Below are 16,857 nucleotides of genomic sequence, written 5' to 3' on the forward strand. Positions count from 1 at the left end.
ACTAAACTAATGATTATTCGTATTAACGATTTCCCTTAATTGTTTCGCATTATTTAAAATCGTATCTTTATCACCTTTAGATAGTAAACTTCCTATGCCTATACAATCCACACCATTTTCCAGCCATTCTTTAATGTTATCAAAATTTGCTCCTCCTGAGGATAGTACTGGAACAAACGGTAGTGGTGTCTTGATAGTGCTAACAATCTTAGGACCGAACATAGAAGACGTTGGAAAAGCCTTAATCATATCAGCACCATTTTCTAATGCGACTACAATTTCTGTCATAGAACTACAACCTGGCATATAAAGGATTTGATATCTATTACATAATTTTGCTACGCCAATATCAAAGTTAGGTGCAATAATAAATTGTGCTCCATTTAATATAGCATGCCTAGCCGTTTCACTATCTAATACTGTTCCAGCACCTATTAATGCTTTTTTTTCAAATTTCTCACGTAAAAATTTAATAACTTCACCAGCGTTATTGTTAGTATAACTAATTTCCATTGTAGAAATGCCACCTGCAATACAACTTGAAACAATTTCTTCTGCTCTTTCATTTGTTTCTACTCTAATGATTGCCATTAATTTTTCATCTATAATTTTTTTAAGTACTTCATGCTTTAGCATTTATCTCACTCCACCCTTCAATTTTCTTATATTGATCAAGTGTTTCGAATATTTCTTGAATATTTGCATCATCTTTCACCGGTAAAACCGGTAAATATGGCTTACCAACTTCAAGATCAATCATTTGTAAGCATTTTTTCAATACGCTAGGCACAGTTTGTAATTTTAATATTCTTCTAAAGTCTTCAAGAGATTCTTGATAATGTTGAGCATTTTCAATATTATTTTTTTCAAATGAATTATAAATAGCAATATTCGTCTTAGTAAGAACATTAGAAGTTCCAGAAACTGCTCCACTTGCACCTAATTTTAATGCAGCTAATATTTTAGAGTCTGAACCAACGAGTACTGAGAAGTCCCTTCTATTAATAGAATTGATATAATTTGATAAATTATCTAGATTTCCACTACTATCTTTAATTCCTATTACTTTAGGACTTTCTGCTAATCTTTCAAGCGTCCCTACTTCAATATTGATACCTGTATTCTGAGGAATATTATATAAAATAATTGGAACATTAGTATTTTCAATTATTGATTGATAATGATAATAAAGTTCCTCTTGTGATAATTTTATTAAATATGGTGTAATAATCGAAACAGCATCTACACCGATACTTTCAAATTCATTAATTAGTTCAATACTTTCTGTAGTAGATATTGCACCTGCACCTGCAAACACAGGTACACGTCCTTTAGCTTCATCTACTACAATTTTTACAAATTTCAATTTATCGTTTTTAGATATCGAAAAGAATTCTCCATTCGTTCCAAGTATAAATAGTCCATGAACACCTTTTTCAATCAAATTATTGACCATTTTTCTTGTAGCAATTTCATCGATTCCATTAACGTTTTGAGGTGTAACCATTGCAGTGATAATTCCTTTAATACGCATTTATATCACTCCTAATTATTAATTGAATAGTGATAATAATTTATCTAATAAAATACCGGTAATATTATAATCAATATTCGGGAATGTTGATCCTTCTATTCCTAATGTTCCGTAAACTGGGTACAATACAGTTGGTAAGAATACAAGTAATAATCCTGCGACAAATGAACCTGCTATTGCTCCTCTCCATCCTCCAGTTGAGTTACCAAACACACCTGCAGTACCACCAGAGAAGAAACAAATATGTGCCGCTGGAATAATAATTACAGGGAATTTAAAGATGGCCATGATAGCTACCCCTAACAAACCAGCAGCGTATGATGAAATAAATCCTACTAAGACAGCTGTTGGTGCATATGGGAAAACAGTTGGAACATCTAATGCTGGTTTAGAGTTAGGAATGAATTTTTCTGAAATTGAAACGAATGCTTCAGTAATTTCAGCTAAGAACATACGCACACCAGACATTAAGATTGACATACCAGCAGTAAACGTAAATGCCTGAACAAATGGAAATACTAACCAATGTTGTGTTCCTGCAAGTTCTTGAGTAACATCTTTACCTGCTTTTAATGTTGCAATATAGAAAATGATTAACATTACAACGGCTACTCCCATTAAGAAATCTCTAAAAATAGATAACCATTTAGGGAATTTAATAGATTCTGTTGTTTGCTCTTTATGTTTTGAAAATAGTTTTCCAATCAAACCCGAAAGTGCATATCCAATCATATTAAAATGACCAATTGCTTGATCATCACTTCCAGTAATTTTTCTCATAAACGGCTGACATAATTGTGGAAAAAATGCTGAGAAGAAACCTAACAATAATCCACCCAATAATATAGCGTTTAAATCTGAAAAATGATGAGCTTTGAAAATTAAGGCGAGTACACAAGCAAAGAATAAACTGTGCCCAGTTGTAAAGAAGATATTTTTAAACGGTGTGATACGCGCAATAACTAAGTTCATTACAAATCCTAAAATTAAAATACAACTTGTAACGAGTCCATATTCTGTTTGCGCTAATGCAGTTGCCGCTTCAGGAGAAGCAACTACTCCTTGAATATGAAACCCAGATTGAAATAGTTTATTGAAATTTTGTAATGCACCAGTCATTATCATACCGCCTGATGCAAAAATTAAGAAACCAATTATTGTTTTAAATGTCCCAGTCATTACTTCACTAGCGTCTTTTTTTTGAGCCATTAAACCAATAAATGCAACAACTCCTAGCAGGACAGCTGGCGTGCTTAGAAAGCTAACAATAAAATCCATAAATCATTCCTCCCTTATAATTTCAATGCTTTTTCCAACTTTTCTTTTATTTCGTTTTTATCTACGATATTATTAATACCAATAATTGTTTGAGGTAAATTTTTACCTGATAATTCGTCTGCTACATCTGCTACTGTAATAATAAATTCACCTTTGTAACCTTGAACTGCATCTAATGATGCATGTTCCACTTCAATTGGAAAATTATTTTGTTTTACTACATCCTTAACTTTGATTTTTAACATGAGACTTGAACCTACACCTGCTCTACATGCGATTAATGCTTTATACATTTTCATTTCCTCCTTCATATTCTTCAATAAATTTTAATAATGCTTCTGGTGATTCTACTTCTTCAATAAATTCAATAAACGATTCATCACTTAATAATGTTACGAGTTCAGATAATAATTCTAAATGGGCATTACCATCTTGTGCACTAAGTGGAAATAGAAATTTTACAGGATCATTAGTTTTGTGATGACTAATTACTGGTGTCTTTAATCTTGAAAAACCAATATTAGTTTTATTAACGCCTGAATCTGATGGTGCATGTGGTAATGCAATATTTTTAGTTATTACAATATAAGGACCCGTCTCGTCATATATTTCAATTATCTTGTCAACATAGCTTTGCTTAACAGAATTGTTTTTAATTAAAGGCTTAGTCGATTTTCTAATTGCATCCTTAAAATCTTCTACTTCTAAATCAAGTAAAATTGAATCTCTTTCTAAAATTTCGCTTAACATGATAAACCTCCTTTATTTCTAATGAAGTATAATTTCTACACTTTCATCATATCCTCGGTAGTAAGCGGTTACAATACACGTTCTAACCATATATTTTCGAAAGTTCAGAAATAATTGTAACTAACTATTTGATTAAATTCGATTCTTGATTTGATTTCTACAAAAAAGAACAATAAATAATAGTTTTGAGTTCAATTCTTAATATTTATATAGAAATCACTGAACTCTAAAAATTGATATATTAATTATGAAATCCCTTTTCAAAAAGGTTGGACATAAAACTTTATGAATATAATTTAATAATAAGTATTTCTTTTATTTTTTATAATCAAACAAAATAGCCCAGAAATTTAATCTGGGCTAAAAATTATTTATTCTTAGTAATCAATATTTCAATCAATTGCTTCTCACGATCTTTTTCGGCATTTACTAAATCTACATTAGAATAATCGTAGAATCCTTTTCCTGTTTTTGTTCCTAATTCATTAATCTCATTTTTCTCAGTCAGTATTTCTGGTGTATCTTGTCTATTACTTAAGTCAGGGAATAGATTTGAAACCACTTTATCCCATGTATCAAGTCCACCAAAATCTGCAATTTCAAAAGGACCATTTAATGCCCATCTTAAGCCAGGGCCATATTTCACTGCTTTATCAATATCTTCTATTGTTGCAATATTATTTTCTACTAGATTAAATGCCTCTCTAAGTAGCGCTGCTTGTAATCTATTCGCTACAAATCCATCGATATCTTGTCTTAATATAATCACTTCTTTGCCACATTGTTCTAGTAATGACCTCACATAATTGATATCTTCTTCAGACATAGAATTTGTCACAACTTCTACTAACGGTACAAGGTGTCCGGGATTAAAATAATGTGTGATACAGATTTTATTTTGATGTTGATATAGCTTTTGTAACTTCTCTAAACTAAATGTAGAAGTATTGGATGCAACAATAACTTCCTCTGATAATAGTTCACTTAAGGCGTGATAAAGTTGTTCTTTAATACTTAAGACCTCAGGCACAGCTTCGATAATGATATCACTTTCACTTACTGCTTCTTCAAGATTCTCTATGAATGTAATATTATTCATAACAACAGTTGAATCTTCAATTAACTTATATTCTTTTTGGATTTGTAAATGCTCGTTTATTTTATTATGTGCAAGTTCTAAGCTTTCTTTTTTCACATCAAACAATTTAACTTTAATATTTGCTAAAGCAAAGGACAGAGCAATTGTTCTACCCATAATACCTGCACCTAATATTGTGACTGACATATAATCACCTCAATTTTTATTGGACAGTATAACCACCATCAATGATGATACTTTGTCCTGTTACAGCTGTTGTTGTTTCCTTACTTAAAAATATACAATAATCACAAATTTCCTGAATATCGATTAATTTCTTTTGAGGCACTAATGGATAGATGACTTCATCTAAAACTTGTTCTACTGATACGTTTCTTGTCTTCGCTAAGTCTTCCATTTGCCCTCTTACAAGCGGTGTGTCAATATATCCAGGACAAATTGCATTGACGGTAACACCGTTTGTCGCTAACTCAAGTGCCGCAACCTTAGTTAAACCAATTAAACCGTGTTTAGCTGAATTGTAGGCACTTTTACCACTAAAGCCTATGACGCCATTGATTGAACTCATATTCAAGATTCTACCGTAATTTTGTTGTTTCATAATCGGTGATACATACTTAATAAACTTAAAGGGTGCGATTAACATGATATTGATCATCATTTCAAATTTTTCACTAGGAAAATCTTCAATCATACTTACATGTTGTAGTCCTGCATTGTTAATTAGCACGTCAATCGTTCCAAAATGTGACTTTGCAGATTCTACTACATTTTTTATATCATTCTCATTTGTTACATCACATCGTACCGTTAACACGTTTTCTTGATTAAAATTTATTGCTTCACTTTTTAATTTTTCTTCATTAATATCAACCATTACAACATTATAGTTTTCATTTATATATGTTTTAGTAAGTTCTAACCCAATACCTGACGCGGCACCTGTAATAATTGCAGTCTTCATATCTATTCCTCCTATACTAATCCTGTTAACGTGTAAATACCGATGATAAAGAATACTGCTAATGTCTTAATGACTGTTACTGCAAATATATCTTTATACGATTGTTTATGTGTTAAACCGGTTACAGCAAGTAATGTGATCACTGCTCCATTATGTGGTAATGTGTCCATACCACCTGATGCCATTGAAATAACTCTATGCATCACTTCTGGTGAAATATTTGCTGCTTCAATCATCTTAACGTATGATTCCCCCATGACACCTAACGCAATACTCATACCACCTGATGCACTACCTGTAACACCTGCTAATACAGTAGTTGTTACAGCACCATTTACTAATGGGTTATCAATTGCACTTGAAATACCGTTACTAATCATTTTAAATCCTGGTAAAGCGGCAATAACACCACCAAAGCCATACTCAGCTCCTGTATTCATTACAGCTAGTAAACTTCCGGCAATTGCAGCATTTACTCCAACTTTAAATTGAGATGTTACACGTTTAAAGTTAAATAATAATGCTGATAGAATTCCTAATAATAACGCTGATTCTAAGGACCAGATTGCAATAACTGATTTAATCTCAATTGGTGGCGTGTCTTTCACACCAGTACCATCAAACTTAAATTGTTCGCCATAAATTTTAGGTAAGTAACTTGTTAATACCCTGTTAGTAACCGCAACTAATACTAATGGTAGAAATGCTAATAATACTTTTATCCCTTTTACATCTTCACCATATTCAACATTGGCTTCTTCTTCAACGATTTCATTATTAATACCATAATAACCTTCACCATTTTTAATCGATTTTCTTTTACTCCATTCTAGATAAGCTAAACCTAGTATCAGTACAAATATACTACCTAACACACCTAAAATAGGTGCTGCATATATATCAGTTTTAAAGAATGGTGTCGGTATAACATTCTGAATTTGTGGTGTGCCAGGTAACGCATCCATCGTAAAACTAAATGCTCCAAGTGCAATCGTTCCTGGTATAAGTCTTTTTGTAATATTTGCTTCTTGGAATAATTTCTTTGCAAATGGATACACAGCAAATACAACAACAAATAAACTCACACCACTATAAGTTAATACTGCACATAAAATAACAATTGCAGCAATCGCATTTTTCGCGCCAATCACTCTTACAATAAATTTTGCAATTATTTCTGCAATACCTGAAAGTTCAATGACTTTACCGAATATTGCTCCCAATAAAAATACTGCGAAGTAACTCTTAATAAATCCTGACATTTTCAGCATAAATACTTCTGAGAAAAACGGAAGCATATGATGAGGGTTTGTTAATAAAACCGCTAATAAGGCACATAAAGGTGCAAATAAAATAACAGAGTATCCTTTATATGCTACAAACATTAATAATCCAAGTGCTAATAATACAATCAGTAAGTCCATACAATCCCACCCTAACTTAAAAAGTCCCTTTGTTTTTATTTAGTTTTTATTTTAGTTTTACTTCATAATTCGCTTCTGTGTTTTCTTTCAAATACTCTTCAGTTGTACCATTCAATAATTCAGTTAAATACATTTTCCCTTCGACAAATTCAAACACTGCTAAATCCGTAATTAATTTATCGACAACTTGCTTACCTGTTAAAGGCAATGTACACTCCGATTTTACTTTTGATTCTCCGTGTTTATTCATGTGTTCCATCACGACGATAACTGACTTTGCACCATGGACTAAATCCATAGCACCTCCCATACCTTTAACCAGTTTCTTTGGAATCATCCAATTTGCTAAATCTCCTGATTCACTCACTTCCATTCCTCCAAGTATTGCAAGGTCAATATGTCCACCACGAATCATACCGAAGCTTTCAGCAGAGTCGAAGTAAACGGCACCTTTTGCTGCTGTTACTGTCTCTTTTCCTGCATTGATTAAGTCAGCATCAAGTTCTGCTTCAGTAGGATATGGTCCAATACCTAATAATCCATTTTCAGATTGATAGAAAACATTCTCCACATTATCATTTGCTTCATTTGCAACTAAAGTAGGCATACCAATTCCTAAGTTGATATACATGTTACTTTTAATCTCTTGTGCAGCACGCTTAATAATTACACTTCTATCTGCCATTTATTTCTCCTCCTTTAATACAGTACGTTCAATTCTTTTCTCGAATTGCTCCCCTAAATAAACATGTTGAACATAAATGCCAGGTGTATGAATCTGATCTGGATCAAGTTCGCCCACTTCAACTATTTCTTCTACTTCAGCAATTGTGATTTTACCTGCTGTTGCACATAACGGATTAAAGTTTCTTGCTGTTTTTCTATAAATTAAATTGCCCAACTTATCAGCTTTCCATGCTTTCACTAATGCATAATCGCCAACAATAGATTCTTCTAATAGATATTCTTCACCATTAAATTCTTTCGTTTCTTTACCTTCAGCTATGGGTGTACCTACACCTGTCTTAGTATAAAAACCTGGAATACCTGCTCCTCCAGCACGAAGTTTTTCAGCTAATGTTCCTTGTGGTGTCAATTCAACTTCTAATTCACCATTTAAATACTGACTTTCAAAAGTTTTATTTTCACCAACGTAAGAGCTAATCATTTTATCAACTTGCTTGTCATGTAGTAATAAACCAAGACCAAAGTCATCTACACCACAATTATTACTGACCACTGTTAAACCTTTAGTCCCTTTTTCTTTGATTGCATTTATAGAATGCTCTGGGATACCACATAAACCAAATCCACCAACAACTAATGTCATACCGTCCTTTAAATCTTTAATGCCTTCATTGATATCATGAATTACTTTACTCATGTGAATTGCCTCCTTTTATTATCTTGATACAATGATTGAGATACCTTGACCGCCACCTATACATAATGTTGCTAAACCTTTTTTACAATCTCTTTTCTTCATTTCATGCAATAAAGTGACTAATATTCTTGCACCAGATGCTCCAATTGGATGTCCTAATGCGATTGCCCCGCCATTAACATTAACTTTTTCATAGTCATACTTTAAATCTTTACCAACAGCTAAGCTTTGCGCAGCAAAGGCTTCATTACTCTCAATTAAATCAATTTCATCTAATGAGTGTTTTGTTTTTTTCAACGCTTCTTTGACCGCATCGACTGGGCCGATACCCATAATCTCAGGATCAACACCACTCTTACCAAATCCTTCAATCGTTGCTAAAATCTCTAAACCTTTTTCTTTAGCTTTTGATTCTGTCATTAAACAAAGTAATGCCGCACCATCGTTAATACCTGATGACGTTCCTGCAGTTACAGAGCCCTCTTTCTTAAATGCTGGTCTTAACTTACTTAAACTCTCAATCTTCAATCCTGCTCTTGGGAATTCATCAGTATCAAAGATCGTAGGATCACCTTTGCGTGATGGTATTTCAATTGGAATAATTTCATCCTTAAACCTGTTTGATTCAATCGCTTTATTTGCTTTCTCTTGTGAAGCGAGTGCAAATTCATCTTGTTCTTCTCTAGATATTGAATACTTCTTTGCTAAATTCTCAGCAGTAATTCCCATATGGAACTGATTGAAGTAATCAGTTAAACCATCATAAATCATCGTATCTTTTAATTTTTGGTCACCCATTTTGAATCCAAACCTAGTGCCCTCTAACACATGCGGTGATAGTGACATATTCTCCATACCACCCGCTATGACAACATCATTATCACCAAGTAATATAGATTGATAGGCTAATTCAATCGCTTTTAAGCCAGATCCACATACTTTATTAATCGTCATTGCAGAAGTAGATTGATTCAAACCACCATTGATTGTTGCTATACGTGCTGGATTCTGTCCTTGCCCCGCCTGCAATACATTTCCAAGAATGACTTCATCCACTTCATTTTCATTTAAATTTAATTGCTTCACTGTTGCTTCAATTAACTTTGCTCCCATTTCATGTGCAGGAATATCCTTTAATGTCCCTCCAAAAGAACCAATCGCTGTTCTAAAAGCTGAAACAATTACTACCTTTTCCATAACTAAATCCCCCTTAAATAATTAAGAATGTTGCACAAATAATGACTCCTGAAAGTATCAATACAAATAAACAGAAACCCATAATATCTTTTGCTTTCAATCCAGCAATAGCTAGCGCAGGTAAAGCCCAGAACGGTTGAATCATATTTGTCCAAGCATCTCCCCAAGCTATAGCCATCGACATCACAGCATTACTTACACCAAGTTCTTTCGCTGCTTCAATCATAATTGGGCCTTGAACAGCCCATTGTCCACCACCACTCGGTACAAAGAAGTTAACAACACCAGCACTTAAGAATGCGAGTGCCGGGAAAGTTTGTTCGTTGGAAATATTTAAGAAAGTATCTGTAATATTTTTAGCTACACCTGATTGCGTCATCATTCCCATTAGTCCAGCATAAAACGGAAACTGAATTAAGATAGAACCGACACCTTTAGCAGCATCATTCACTGCATCGATATAATTTCTTGGTGTACCGTGTAGAATTAATCCAACAAATAAGAAAATAAAATTAACAATATCTAAATTGAGATTAAAGCCATTTTTCATAAAGAAATAAACAATATAAATGAGTCCAACTAAACCAATTAAATAATTTAATATAACGCTATGTTCGATTCTTTCAGCTGGCGTCAACTTAGACTTATCTATAACTTCCTCATGATTCGTATTCTCCACTAGTAAATTTTTATCAATGATGAAACGATCTTCTTTCTTTGGATGCATAAAATAATTTAGTATTGGAATACTAATCATTAACACAGCTACTAATAATAAATTCCATGGCGAGAAAATCGTTTCATTTACAGGAACTAAACCCATTTGCTTTTCGAATGGATGACCTTTAGTAGCAATCGTTAATGGAATTGAACCAGATAAACCACCATGCCAAATTAAAAACCCTGAGTAACTACTTGCAATTAATAATCTGTAATCCGTATCATCACGAACTCTTGCAACTTCTTTCGCATATAATACACCTAGCACTAAACCAAATCCCCAGTTAATAAAACAAGCAAGTGCAGCAACAAATGAAACCATTATTATCGCTTGACCAGCAGTTCTCGGTAAACGTGCTAACCAACGTAGCAATTTACTAAATGGTTTACTCATCGCCATGACATGTCCTAATAACAAAATTAAAGCCATTTGAATCGTAAATGATAATAGTGCCCAAAAACCATCGCCCCAGAATGTAATCATTTCAACAGGTCCGGTGTTCGTTGTAAAAATGCCAATACCATAAACAAACAGGGTTAATAAAATAACGATTACAAGTGGATCTGGTAAAAATCTTTCCATTAATCTCGTCGAAAGACGTGTCAAAGCCTTCATTCAAACATCCCCTTTGTCTGATTTTTCTGAAATTAATTTATAATTTGAATACGTATTCAAAAATAATCAGAACACAGTTTGAATACGTATTCAAAAGTTCATAAAATTTTAAACTGTCCCCCTATCAAAAACTTGAATCGGTAATGTTAACTGGCAATCTAACTTTTCATTATTCACAATTGCATCAATCAATTTAGTAATAGCTACTTGCGCCATAGTTTCTTCTGTTTTCACACCTATTGACGTTAAATTAAAATGTCTATGTTGCATCGTTTCAGTATTATCAATACTAATTAATGCAAAATCATCCGGTATACTATAACCATGCTCACTTAAGATATCAAATACAAATAACGCAATCATATCTGTTGTTGCAAATATGGCAGTAGGTTTGTTTTCTCTATTGAACATATCAATTAAAATCGGTTCGATGGAATCATATGTCTCTTGCGTAACAATAATGTTTTCATCATTAATCGGCATACCTTGATTTTTAAGTTCATCTTTATAGCCTGACAATCTATCTTTAAAAGTAGATTTATTCAGCAAACCACCTAAATATAATATATTCTCATGCCCTTTTGACTTAAGAAACTTTACAGCTTCTCTTCCAGCATTATAGTTATCCATTTCAACATAATTCCCACCATTTTTGTGTTTACGATTATACATAATGTATGGAATATTTAGATTCTCGAATTCTTCGAAATGCTCACTCTCATAATACATAGAAGACAAAATAATCCCGTCAGTCGTGTTCGCAAATACATTATCATAGACATTATTCATCTTCGCTTCTTCTTCGAAATAAACATTGACGTGAAAGCCATGTGCACTGGCATAATCAACAATGTATTTAGTAGACTCGACGAAGAATGGGCTATTTAATGTGCCGGAAATTAATGATATTTGGTTTGTTTTATTGCTGATAAGAGAACGCGCGATAGAATTAGGTCTATAGTTGAGTTCCTTCATGACCCTTTCTACTCTTTCTCTTTTATCTTTTTTGACTGATTTGGGATTGTTGATTACCCTCGATACAGTTGATTGAGAGACCCCTGCTTGTTTTGCGACTTCTTTTGATGAAACCATTCTGCACCTCTTTAAAGTAAACGTTTACATTTATAAGTTAAACATTGTCTGATAATTCTGTCAATGGAATTTCGTAATTAATACCTGTATTTGATAATATTTTATTTCTAACTTCAAACGCAAAATAATATTATGAAATTGACAGAATATTCACTTAATTACTATAATTGATTTAAATAATATTTAATGTGACTTAATTATACACAAGGGGGATATTTTTATGGAGAAAAAACTTGAGAAAAAAGTGTTGGGCGCGAGTTTGATAGGATCATCTATCGAATGGTTTGATTTCTTTTTATATGCATCTGTTGCAAGTATTATTTTCAGTAAACAATACTTTGTTACTGATGACCCTACTGTTTCAAACTTGATTGCATACTTTGGTCTTGCATTATCATTCTTTATTCGACCATTCGGTGGTATTTTCTTTGCGCATATTGGGGATAAAATGGGAAGAAAGAAAACGTTAGTCATGACATTGTTACTCATGGGGATTGCAACAGTTGCAATTGGATTTATACCTAATTATGAAACAATCGGAATCGCAGCACCACTACTCCTCTTACTTTGTCGTCTAATTCAAGGGTTAGGCATTGGTGGTGAATGGGGCGGTGCATTATTATTAGCAACGGAATATGCACCAGCTGAAAAAAGAGGTTATTTTGGTAGTGTGCCTCAGATGGGCGTTACAATCGGAATGGTTTTAGGTTCTTTAGCATTCTATATTATGACTGCAGTAACAACTGAAGAACAATTTAATAGTTTTGGTTGGAGAATTCCATTTATTCTAAGTGGTGTATTAGTATTCTTTGGACTATGGATTCGAAAAGGATTAGATGAAACACCTGATTTTAAGGAAGTTCAAGAAAGTGGGAAGGCTCCAAAAGTACCTTTACTTCATACACTGAAATATCACTGGAAAGAAGTGTTAATAACAAGTGGTGCAAAATTTGTTGAAACGGCACCATTCTACATTTTGGTACTTTCGTAGTTGGATATGCTACAGAGAGACTTGGCCATAAATTTGAAACTGTTATGCTTATTGTAATGGCATCTGCAGTACTAACAACAATATTAATTCCTCTTTACGGTAAGCTAAGTGATAAAGTTGGCAGAAAAAAATTATACTTAATCGGTGCATTTGCAATGCTACTCTATAGTTTTCCATATTTCTGGTTACTTGAACAAAAATCAACTTTAGCTGTACTCATTGCCACTGTAATTGGTTTAAGTGTCATTTGGTCTCCCATTACCGCAGTATTAGGAACTATGTTCTCAGAAGTATTTAATAAAGAAGTTCGATACACTGGCGTCACATTAGGCTATCAGATTGGCGCAGCATTAGCCGGTGGAACAGCACCAATGATTGCCGAATATTTAATGGGTAAATTCAATGGTTCGTATGTACCAGTTGCAATATACATTATTTTAATAGCTATTATTTCAATCATTTCAGTATTATCGATCAAGAATAAAAAAGCTGATGATTTAGCTCACACCACTATTAACTAGGAGGTAAATAATGAAGTTTTTTAGTGATAAAGAAATTGAAGCGCAGTATTCCATGAAAGAAGCTATTGAAGCGCAGTATTCCATGAAAGAAGCTATTGAAGACGTAAGATCGAATTTATCTGATTTGAAACTAGGGAAAGTAATCAATAAAGAACGTACCGTCATTGAATTGCCTGGTACAAAAGATTCAATGCTTTATATTCCATGTGTGAATACACACAATCATTTTTCAATATTAAAAACGATATCAATATTCCCAAATAATACAGATAAACCAGTTTCCCAAGGAACAACATTGTTATCAGAATTGAAAACTGGCCAGCATATTGCAATGTTAGAAAGTAGCTACCTCACTAGACTAAGAACAGGTGCAATGAGTGGTATCGCAACAGACCATCTTGCACCAAAAGATGCATCAGTACTTGCTGTAATTGGTACTGGAGGTATGGCATTTGAACAGGTTTTAGGTGTATTAGAAGTGAGAGAAATTAAGAAGATTAATTTATATAATCGAACGAAGAATAAAGCAATAGACTTTAAAGAAAAGCTAGAAAATAAAGAAGTAAAATGTGATATTATAATCGCTGATAATATAGAAATAGCAGTAAAAGACGCAGATATTATTAACTGCGCAACACGCTCTGAAACAGCAGTATTCAATTATCAGGACATTCAATCAAATGTACATATCAATGGTGTAGGATCTTACTTACCTGAAATGCGTGAGATTGATATTCAAGCGATTGAAAATGCAAAAGTGATTGTAATTGATGATTTCGAAGGGGCACAACATGAAGCTGGAGAATTTATACAAGCAGCAAAGGAAAATAAATTCTCCTTTAATCAGGCTTATGCTTTGAAAGATATTGATGAGATCACTGATACGAACGGTTTAACCATCTTCAAATCCGTTGGCGCTGCCTATTATGATTTGGCAGTGACCGTTGGGGCTTATCAGAAGTTAATTGAATTGAAAAAATAAAATTGAAAGAACCATTTGCTAAAACTGCAATTGGTTCTTTTATTGATTCAAACTGGAATATTAAATTCTATCAACTAATAATTGTTACAATACGACTCTACAATATTTTCGATTTTTTCCAAGTTAGCCAAGCGTGATTTATAAATATCTATTTCTGCAACATAGCCAGATGTTGCATCAAACAATGCACCAGTTAATGCTCCAATAGTATCTGTATCATTTCCAAGATTGATTGCTGCAAAAACTCCTTCTTGATACTTTTCATGATTCAAGTAACAATAAATCACCGCTTCCAAAGTATCTACAACATAACCTGTAGAATTTATTTCTTCGACATGAAGATTCTCTAATCCATTAAAAATTCTATAATAAGCAGAATAATCTTTACCTAGCGCTTCTAATTGTATTTGAACATGAGTTAATAACTCTGATTTATCAACATTACTAAACAATGCTTCTAAAACTAGTATATAAATCATACATCCCATTATAGATTTTTCATGACCATGTGTGAGCTTACTATAATCTGATACCATTTTATACTTATCTTCAATTGGTAAATCTGAAGTCATCTTAACAATTGGCGCAATGCGCATTAAAGAACCATTACCATTATCAAATTCACCTGATAAACCACAGGCTGTAGCACTACGCTTCAAATATTCAAAGTTTTGACAAGCTTCGTGCGTAGTAATTCCGATATCAAACGTTTCTCCAAATGGTGTCATATAATTTCTAAAATCATAATCCGCAAATTTCTGCATCAAATCATCGAGTGAACTGTTTTCATTCATATGTTCTACCGTACATAATAATAATGATGAATCATCAGACCAAGTTCCAGGTGGTAAATTGTACGTCCCATAACCTATCATATCACTGACTTCAAAAGTACCACGTGCCTTAAATTCCACTGGTACACCTAAAGCATCACCAACAATAAACCCGTATAACATACCCCTTAGTTGATTATTCAAGTCAATCAGCTCCATTGAATTTCATATTGTTATCAAACAAATTCGAGTTGATACATTTTCATTATATAGAAAAATAAATCAAAATTAATATTCTATAACTTTTTCATTATTATAATGTTATTTCGCTTGAGAGGATATTATTGTAAGGTAATTTGTAATGAATATTTTTGCTCAATATAAAAAAACCAGAAATTAATCTGGGCTCATAAAAATATTCACATTAAAATCCTGAAAACTGATATATCGTCTGATATTTGGCTTATACTGATTTTCGAAATATAAAATAAACTCTTTAAGTAGAGTGCCTATGATTCAGATTTGCAGTTTGTTTTTTTTATTTTCCAGTGTTTCTTGTTATTTTATCCTTCAATTCTTGTATAGTTAACATTGGTGAATACCTATGAATCATTCTATGGCAATTTGAACATAATAAAACCATATCATCTAATTTTGTTTCAGTTTCACCATCCATTTGATGAATAGGTTTTGTATGATGACATTCAATATAATCTTTACCTAATTCACCATATTTATCGTAAAAATCAAAGCCACATGCTTCACAATAAACACGTTCATTGTTGGTTAAGAAGTTTCTAATCACATCTTGCCTAACCAATGGATTACGTTCCTTTTTGATGTGTATAACTAAAGATTCTTTACCTTCTATATATGACTCAGGTAAATCATATATCACAATAGAAAAGCCGGTTGTATTAAATTTATCTTTTATCAATTTATTTTCTTCTTCGTTCAAGTACTTTCCAGAAACAATCGCATTACCGAATTTAATGCCTATTTCAGAAGGTTTGTATCCTTGATTAAAAAATTCGAAGTTATCTAATATGATTGAACCAAATTCACCGCTGTTATCTTTACCATATATTCTAATCATATTTAATGAATCGTCTACACTTAATTGGACAACTCCCCTGAGGGGATGTATTGTTAAATTAAGAAAGTAGGCGATTCAGTTCGTAACATTCGAGTAAGTATGTAACAGACTCACCTAACGATTCTTCATTAAATTTAGATACTATTTTAGGAGCTCCATCTTTACCTTTATATATTCCATGCTTACTAGCACTGCCACCTCGAATAGAACCCACATCTTCACTTGTTTTAAACTCGAGCCAATAAGAAAATGTATTCTCACCATGACCTAAAGCATATGTTTCATATGTTAATTCATTAATATTATCCTTTGGAAATCTCTTATTAAATTCTTCGATTAAATTATTTACTTCAACATTTAAGTGTTCTATTGTTTTTCCTCTAAAGGTTAATGTTTGATAAAAAGATTTTAAGTAAATTGATATATTCACATCATT

17 protein-coding genes and 1 pseudogene are annotated in these 16,857 nt (G+C 32.7%); 2 read left to right on the plus strand and 16 right to left on the minus strand.

Features of this window, described 5'->3' with window-relative positions:
* Window positions 1–6 precede the first annotated feature (6 nt).
* The 13 genes from ACMGE9_RS03820 to ACMGE9_RS03880 form a co-directional block, all read right to left on the minus strand.
* Entirely contained in the window at window positions 7–636 is a 630-nt protein-coding gene (locus tag ACMGE9_RS03820) for a ketohydroxyglutarate aldolase (protein WP_414043936.1), read from the minus strand.
* A complete protein-coding gene (gene dapA / locus ACMGE9_RS03825) occupies window positions 623–1,534 on the minus strand; it encodes a 4-hydroxy-tetrahydrodipicolinate synthase (protein ID WP_414043937.1) in 912 nt (303 codons plus the stop codon). Before dapA ends, ACMGE9_RS03820 begins: the two co-directional genes overlap by 14 nt.
* A gap of 18 nt (window positions 1,535–1,552) precedes the next feature.
* A complete protein-coding gene (locus ACMGE9_RS03830) occupies window positions 1,553–2,812 on the minus strand; it encodes a PTS ascorbate transporter subunit IIC (RefSeq protein ID WP_414043938.1) in 1,260 nt (419 codons plus the stop codon).
* A 14-nt stretch (window positions 2,813–2,826) separates the two neighbouring features.
* Window positions 2,827–3,105 (minus strand): PTS sugar transporter subunit IIB, encoded by a 279-nt coding sequence (locus ACMGE9_RS03835; RefSeq protein WP_414043939.1) that lies wholly within the window; start codon window positions 3,103–3,105, stop codon window positions 2,827–2,829.
* Window positions 3,098–3,562 carry a PTS sugar transporter subunit IIA gene (locus tag ACMGE9_RS03840; protein ID WP_414043940.1) on the minus strand — a complete coding sequence of 155 codons (465 nt, stop codon included), beginning with the start codon at window positions 3,560–3,562 and terminating at the stop codon, window positions 3,098–3,100. The genes ACMGE9_RS03835 and ACMGE9_RS03840 overlap by 8 nt, the downstream gene beginning before the upstream one ends.
* A 367-nt stretch (window positions 3,563–3,929) precedes the next feature.
* Window positions 3,930–4,847, minus strand: a complete 918-nt coding sequence (locus tag ACMGE9_RS03845; RefSeq protein ID WP_414043941.1) for a 3-hydroxyacyl-CoA dehydrogenase family protein — start codon at window positions 4,845–4,847, stop codon at window positions 3,930–3,932.
* 16 nt (window positions 4,848–4,863) lie between these two features.
* Window positions 4,864–5,625: a 3-hydroxybutyrate dehydrogenase gene (locus tag ACMGE9_RS03850; protein ID WP_414043942.1), complete on the minus strand. Its 762-nt coding sequence runs from the start codon at window positions 5,623–5,625 to the stop codon at window positions 4,864–4,866.
* Window positions 5,626–5,636: 11 nt separating this feature from the next.
* Window positions 5,637–7,049, minus strand: coding sequence for a GntP family permease (locus ACMGE9_RS03855; RefSeq protein WP_414043943.1), 1,413 nt, complete (start codon window positions 7,047–7,049; stop codon window positions 5,637–5,639).
* Between the two features lie 46 nt (window positions 7,050–7,095).
* The gene (locus ACMGE9_RS03860; RefSeq protein ID WP_414043944.1) at window positions 7,096–7,734 is read right to left on the minus strand and encodes a 3-oxoacid CoA-transferase subunit B; all 639 of its coding nucleotides are present in this window, start codon (window positions 7,732–7,734) and stop codon (window positions 7,096–7,098) included.
* Window positions 7,735–8,433 (minus strand): CoA transferase subunit A, encoded by a 699-nt coding sequence (locus ACMGE9_RS03865; protein WP_414043945.1) that lies wholly within the window; start codon window positions 8,431–8,433, stop codon window positions 7,735–7,737.
* 18 nt (window positions 8,434–8,451) lie between these two features.
* A complete protein-coding gene (locus tag ACMGE9_RS03870; protein WP_414043946.1) occupies window positions 8,452–9,630 on the minus strand; it encodes an acetyl-CoA C-acetyltransferase in 1,179 nt (392 codons plus the stop codon).
* Between the two features lie 13 nt (window positions 9,631–9,643).
* Window positions 9,644–10,966: a short-chain fatty acid transporter gene (locus ACMGE9_RS03875; RefSeq protein ID WP_414043947.1), complete on the minus strand. Its 1,323-nt coding sequence runs from the start codon at window positions 10,964–10,966 to the stop codon at window positions 9,644–9,646.
* 108 nt (window positions 10,967–11,074) lie between these two features.
* Complete coding sequence (locus ACMGE9_RS03880) at window positions 11,075–12,058, minus strand: LacI family DNA-binding transcriptional regulator (protein WP_414043948.1); 984 nt, start codon at window positions 12,056–12,058, stop codon at window positions 11,075–11,077.
* A 220-nt stretch (window positions 12,059–12,278) separates the two neighbouring features.
* Between ACMGE9_RS03880 and ACMGE9_RS03885 the strand changes: the two are divergent.
* Window positions 12,279–13,570, plus strand: a pseudogene (locus tag ACMGE9_RS03885) (MFS transporter).
* A gap of 10 nt (window positions 13,571–13,580) precedes the next feature.
* Window positions 13,581–14,552 (plus strand): ornithine cyclodeaminase family protein, encoded by a 972-nt coding sequence (locus ACMGE9_RS03890; RefSeq protein WP_414043949.1) that lies wholly within the window; start codon window positions 13,581–13,583, stop codon window positions 14,550–14,552.
* Window positions 14,553–14,626: 74 nt separating this feature from the next.
* On the opposite strand, the gene ACMGE9_RS03895 is transcribed toward ACMGE9_RS03890, so the two are convergent.
* The 3 genes from ACMGE9_RS03895 to ACMGE9_RS03905 all read right to left on the minus strand — a co-directional run bounded on the left by ACMGE9_RS03895 (window position 14,627) and on the right by ACMGE9_RS03905 (window position 16,851).
* The gene (locus tag ACMGE9_RS03895; RefSeq protein WP_414043950.1) at window positions 14,627–15,529 is read right to left on the minus strand and encodes an ADP-ribosylglycohydrolase family protein; all 903 of its coding nucleotides are present in this window, start codon (window positions 15,527–15,529) and stop codon (window positions 14,627–14,629) included.
* Between the two features lie 334 nt (window positions 15,530–15,863).
* Window positions 15,864–16,421: an HNH endonuclease gene (locus ACMGE9_RS03900; protein ID WP_414043951.1), complete on the minus strand. Its 558-nt coding sequence runs from the start codon at window positions 16,419–16,421 to the stop codon at window positions 15,864–15,866.
* Window positions 16,422–16,479: 58 nt separating this feature from the next.
* Window positions 16,480–16,851: a hypothetical protein gene (locus tag ACMGE9_RS03905; RefSeq protein ID WP_414043952.1), complete on the minus strand. Its 372-nt coding sequence runs from the start codon at window positions 16,849–16,851 to the stop codon at window positions 16,480–16,482.
* Window positions 16,852–16,857: the final 6 nt, after the last annotated feature.

The organism is Macrococcus animalis (assembly GCF_047425875.1).
Lineage (GTDB): Bacteria > Bacillota > Bacilli > Staphylococcales > Staphylococcaceae > Macrococcoides > Macrococcoides animalis.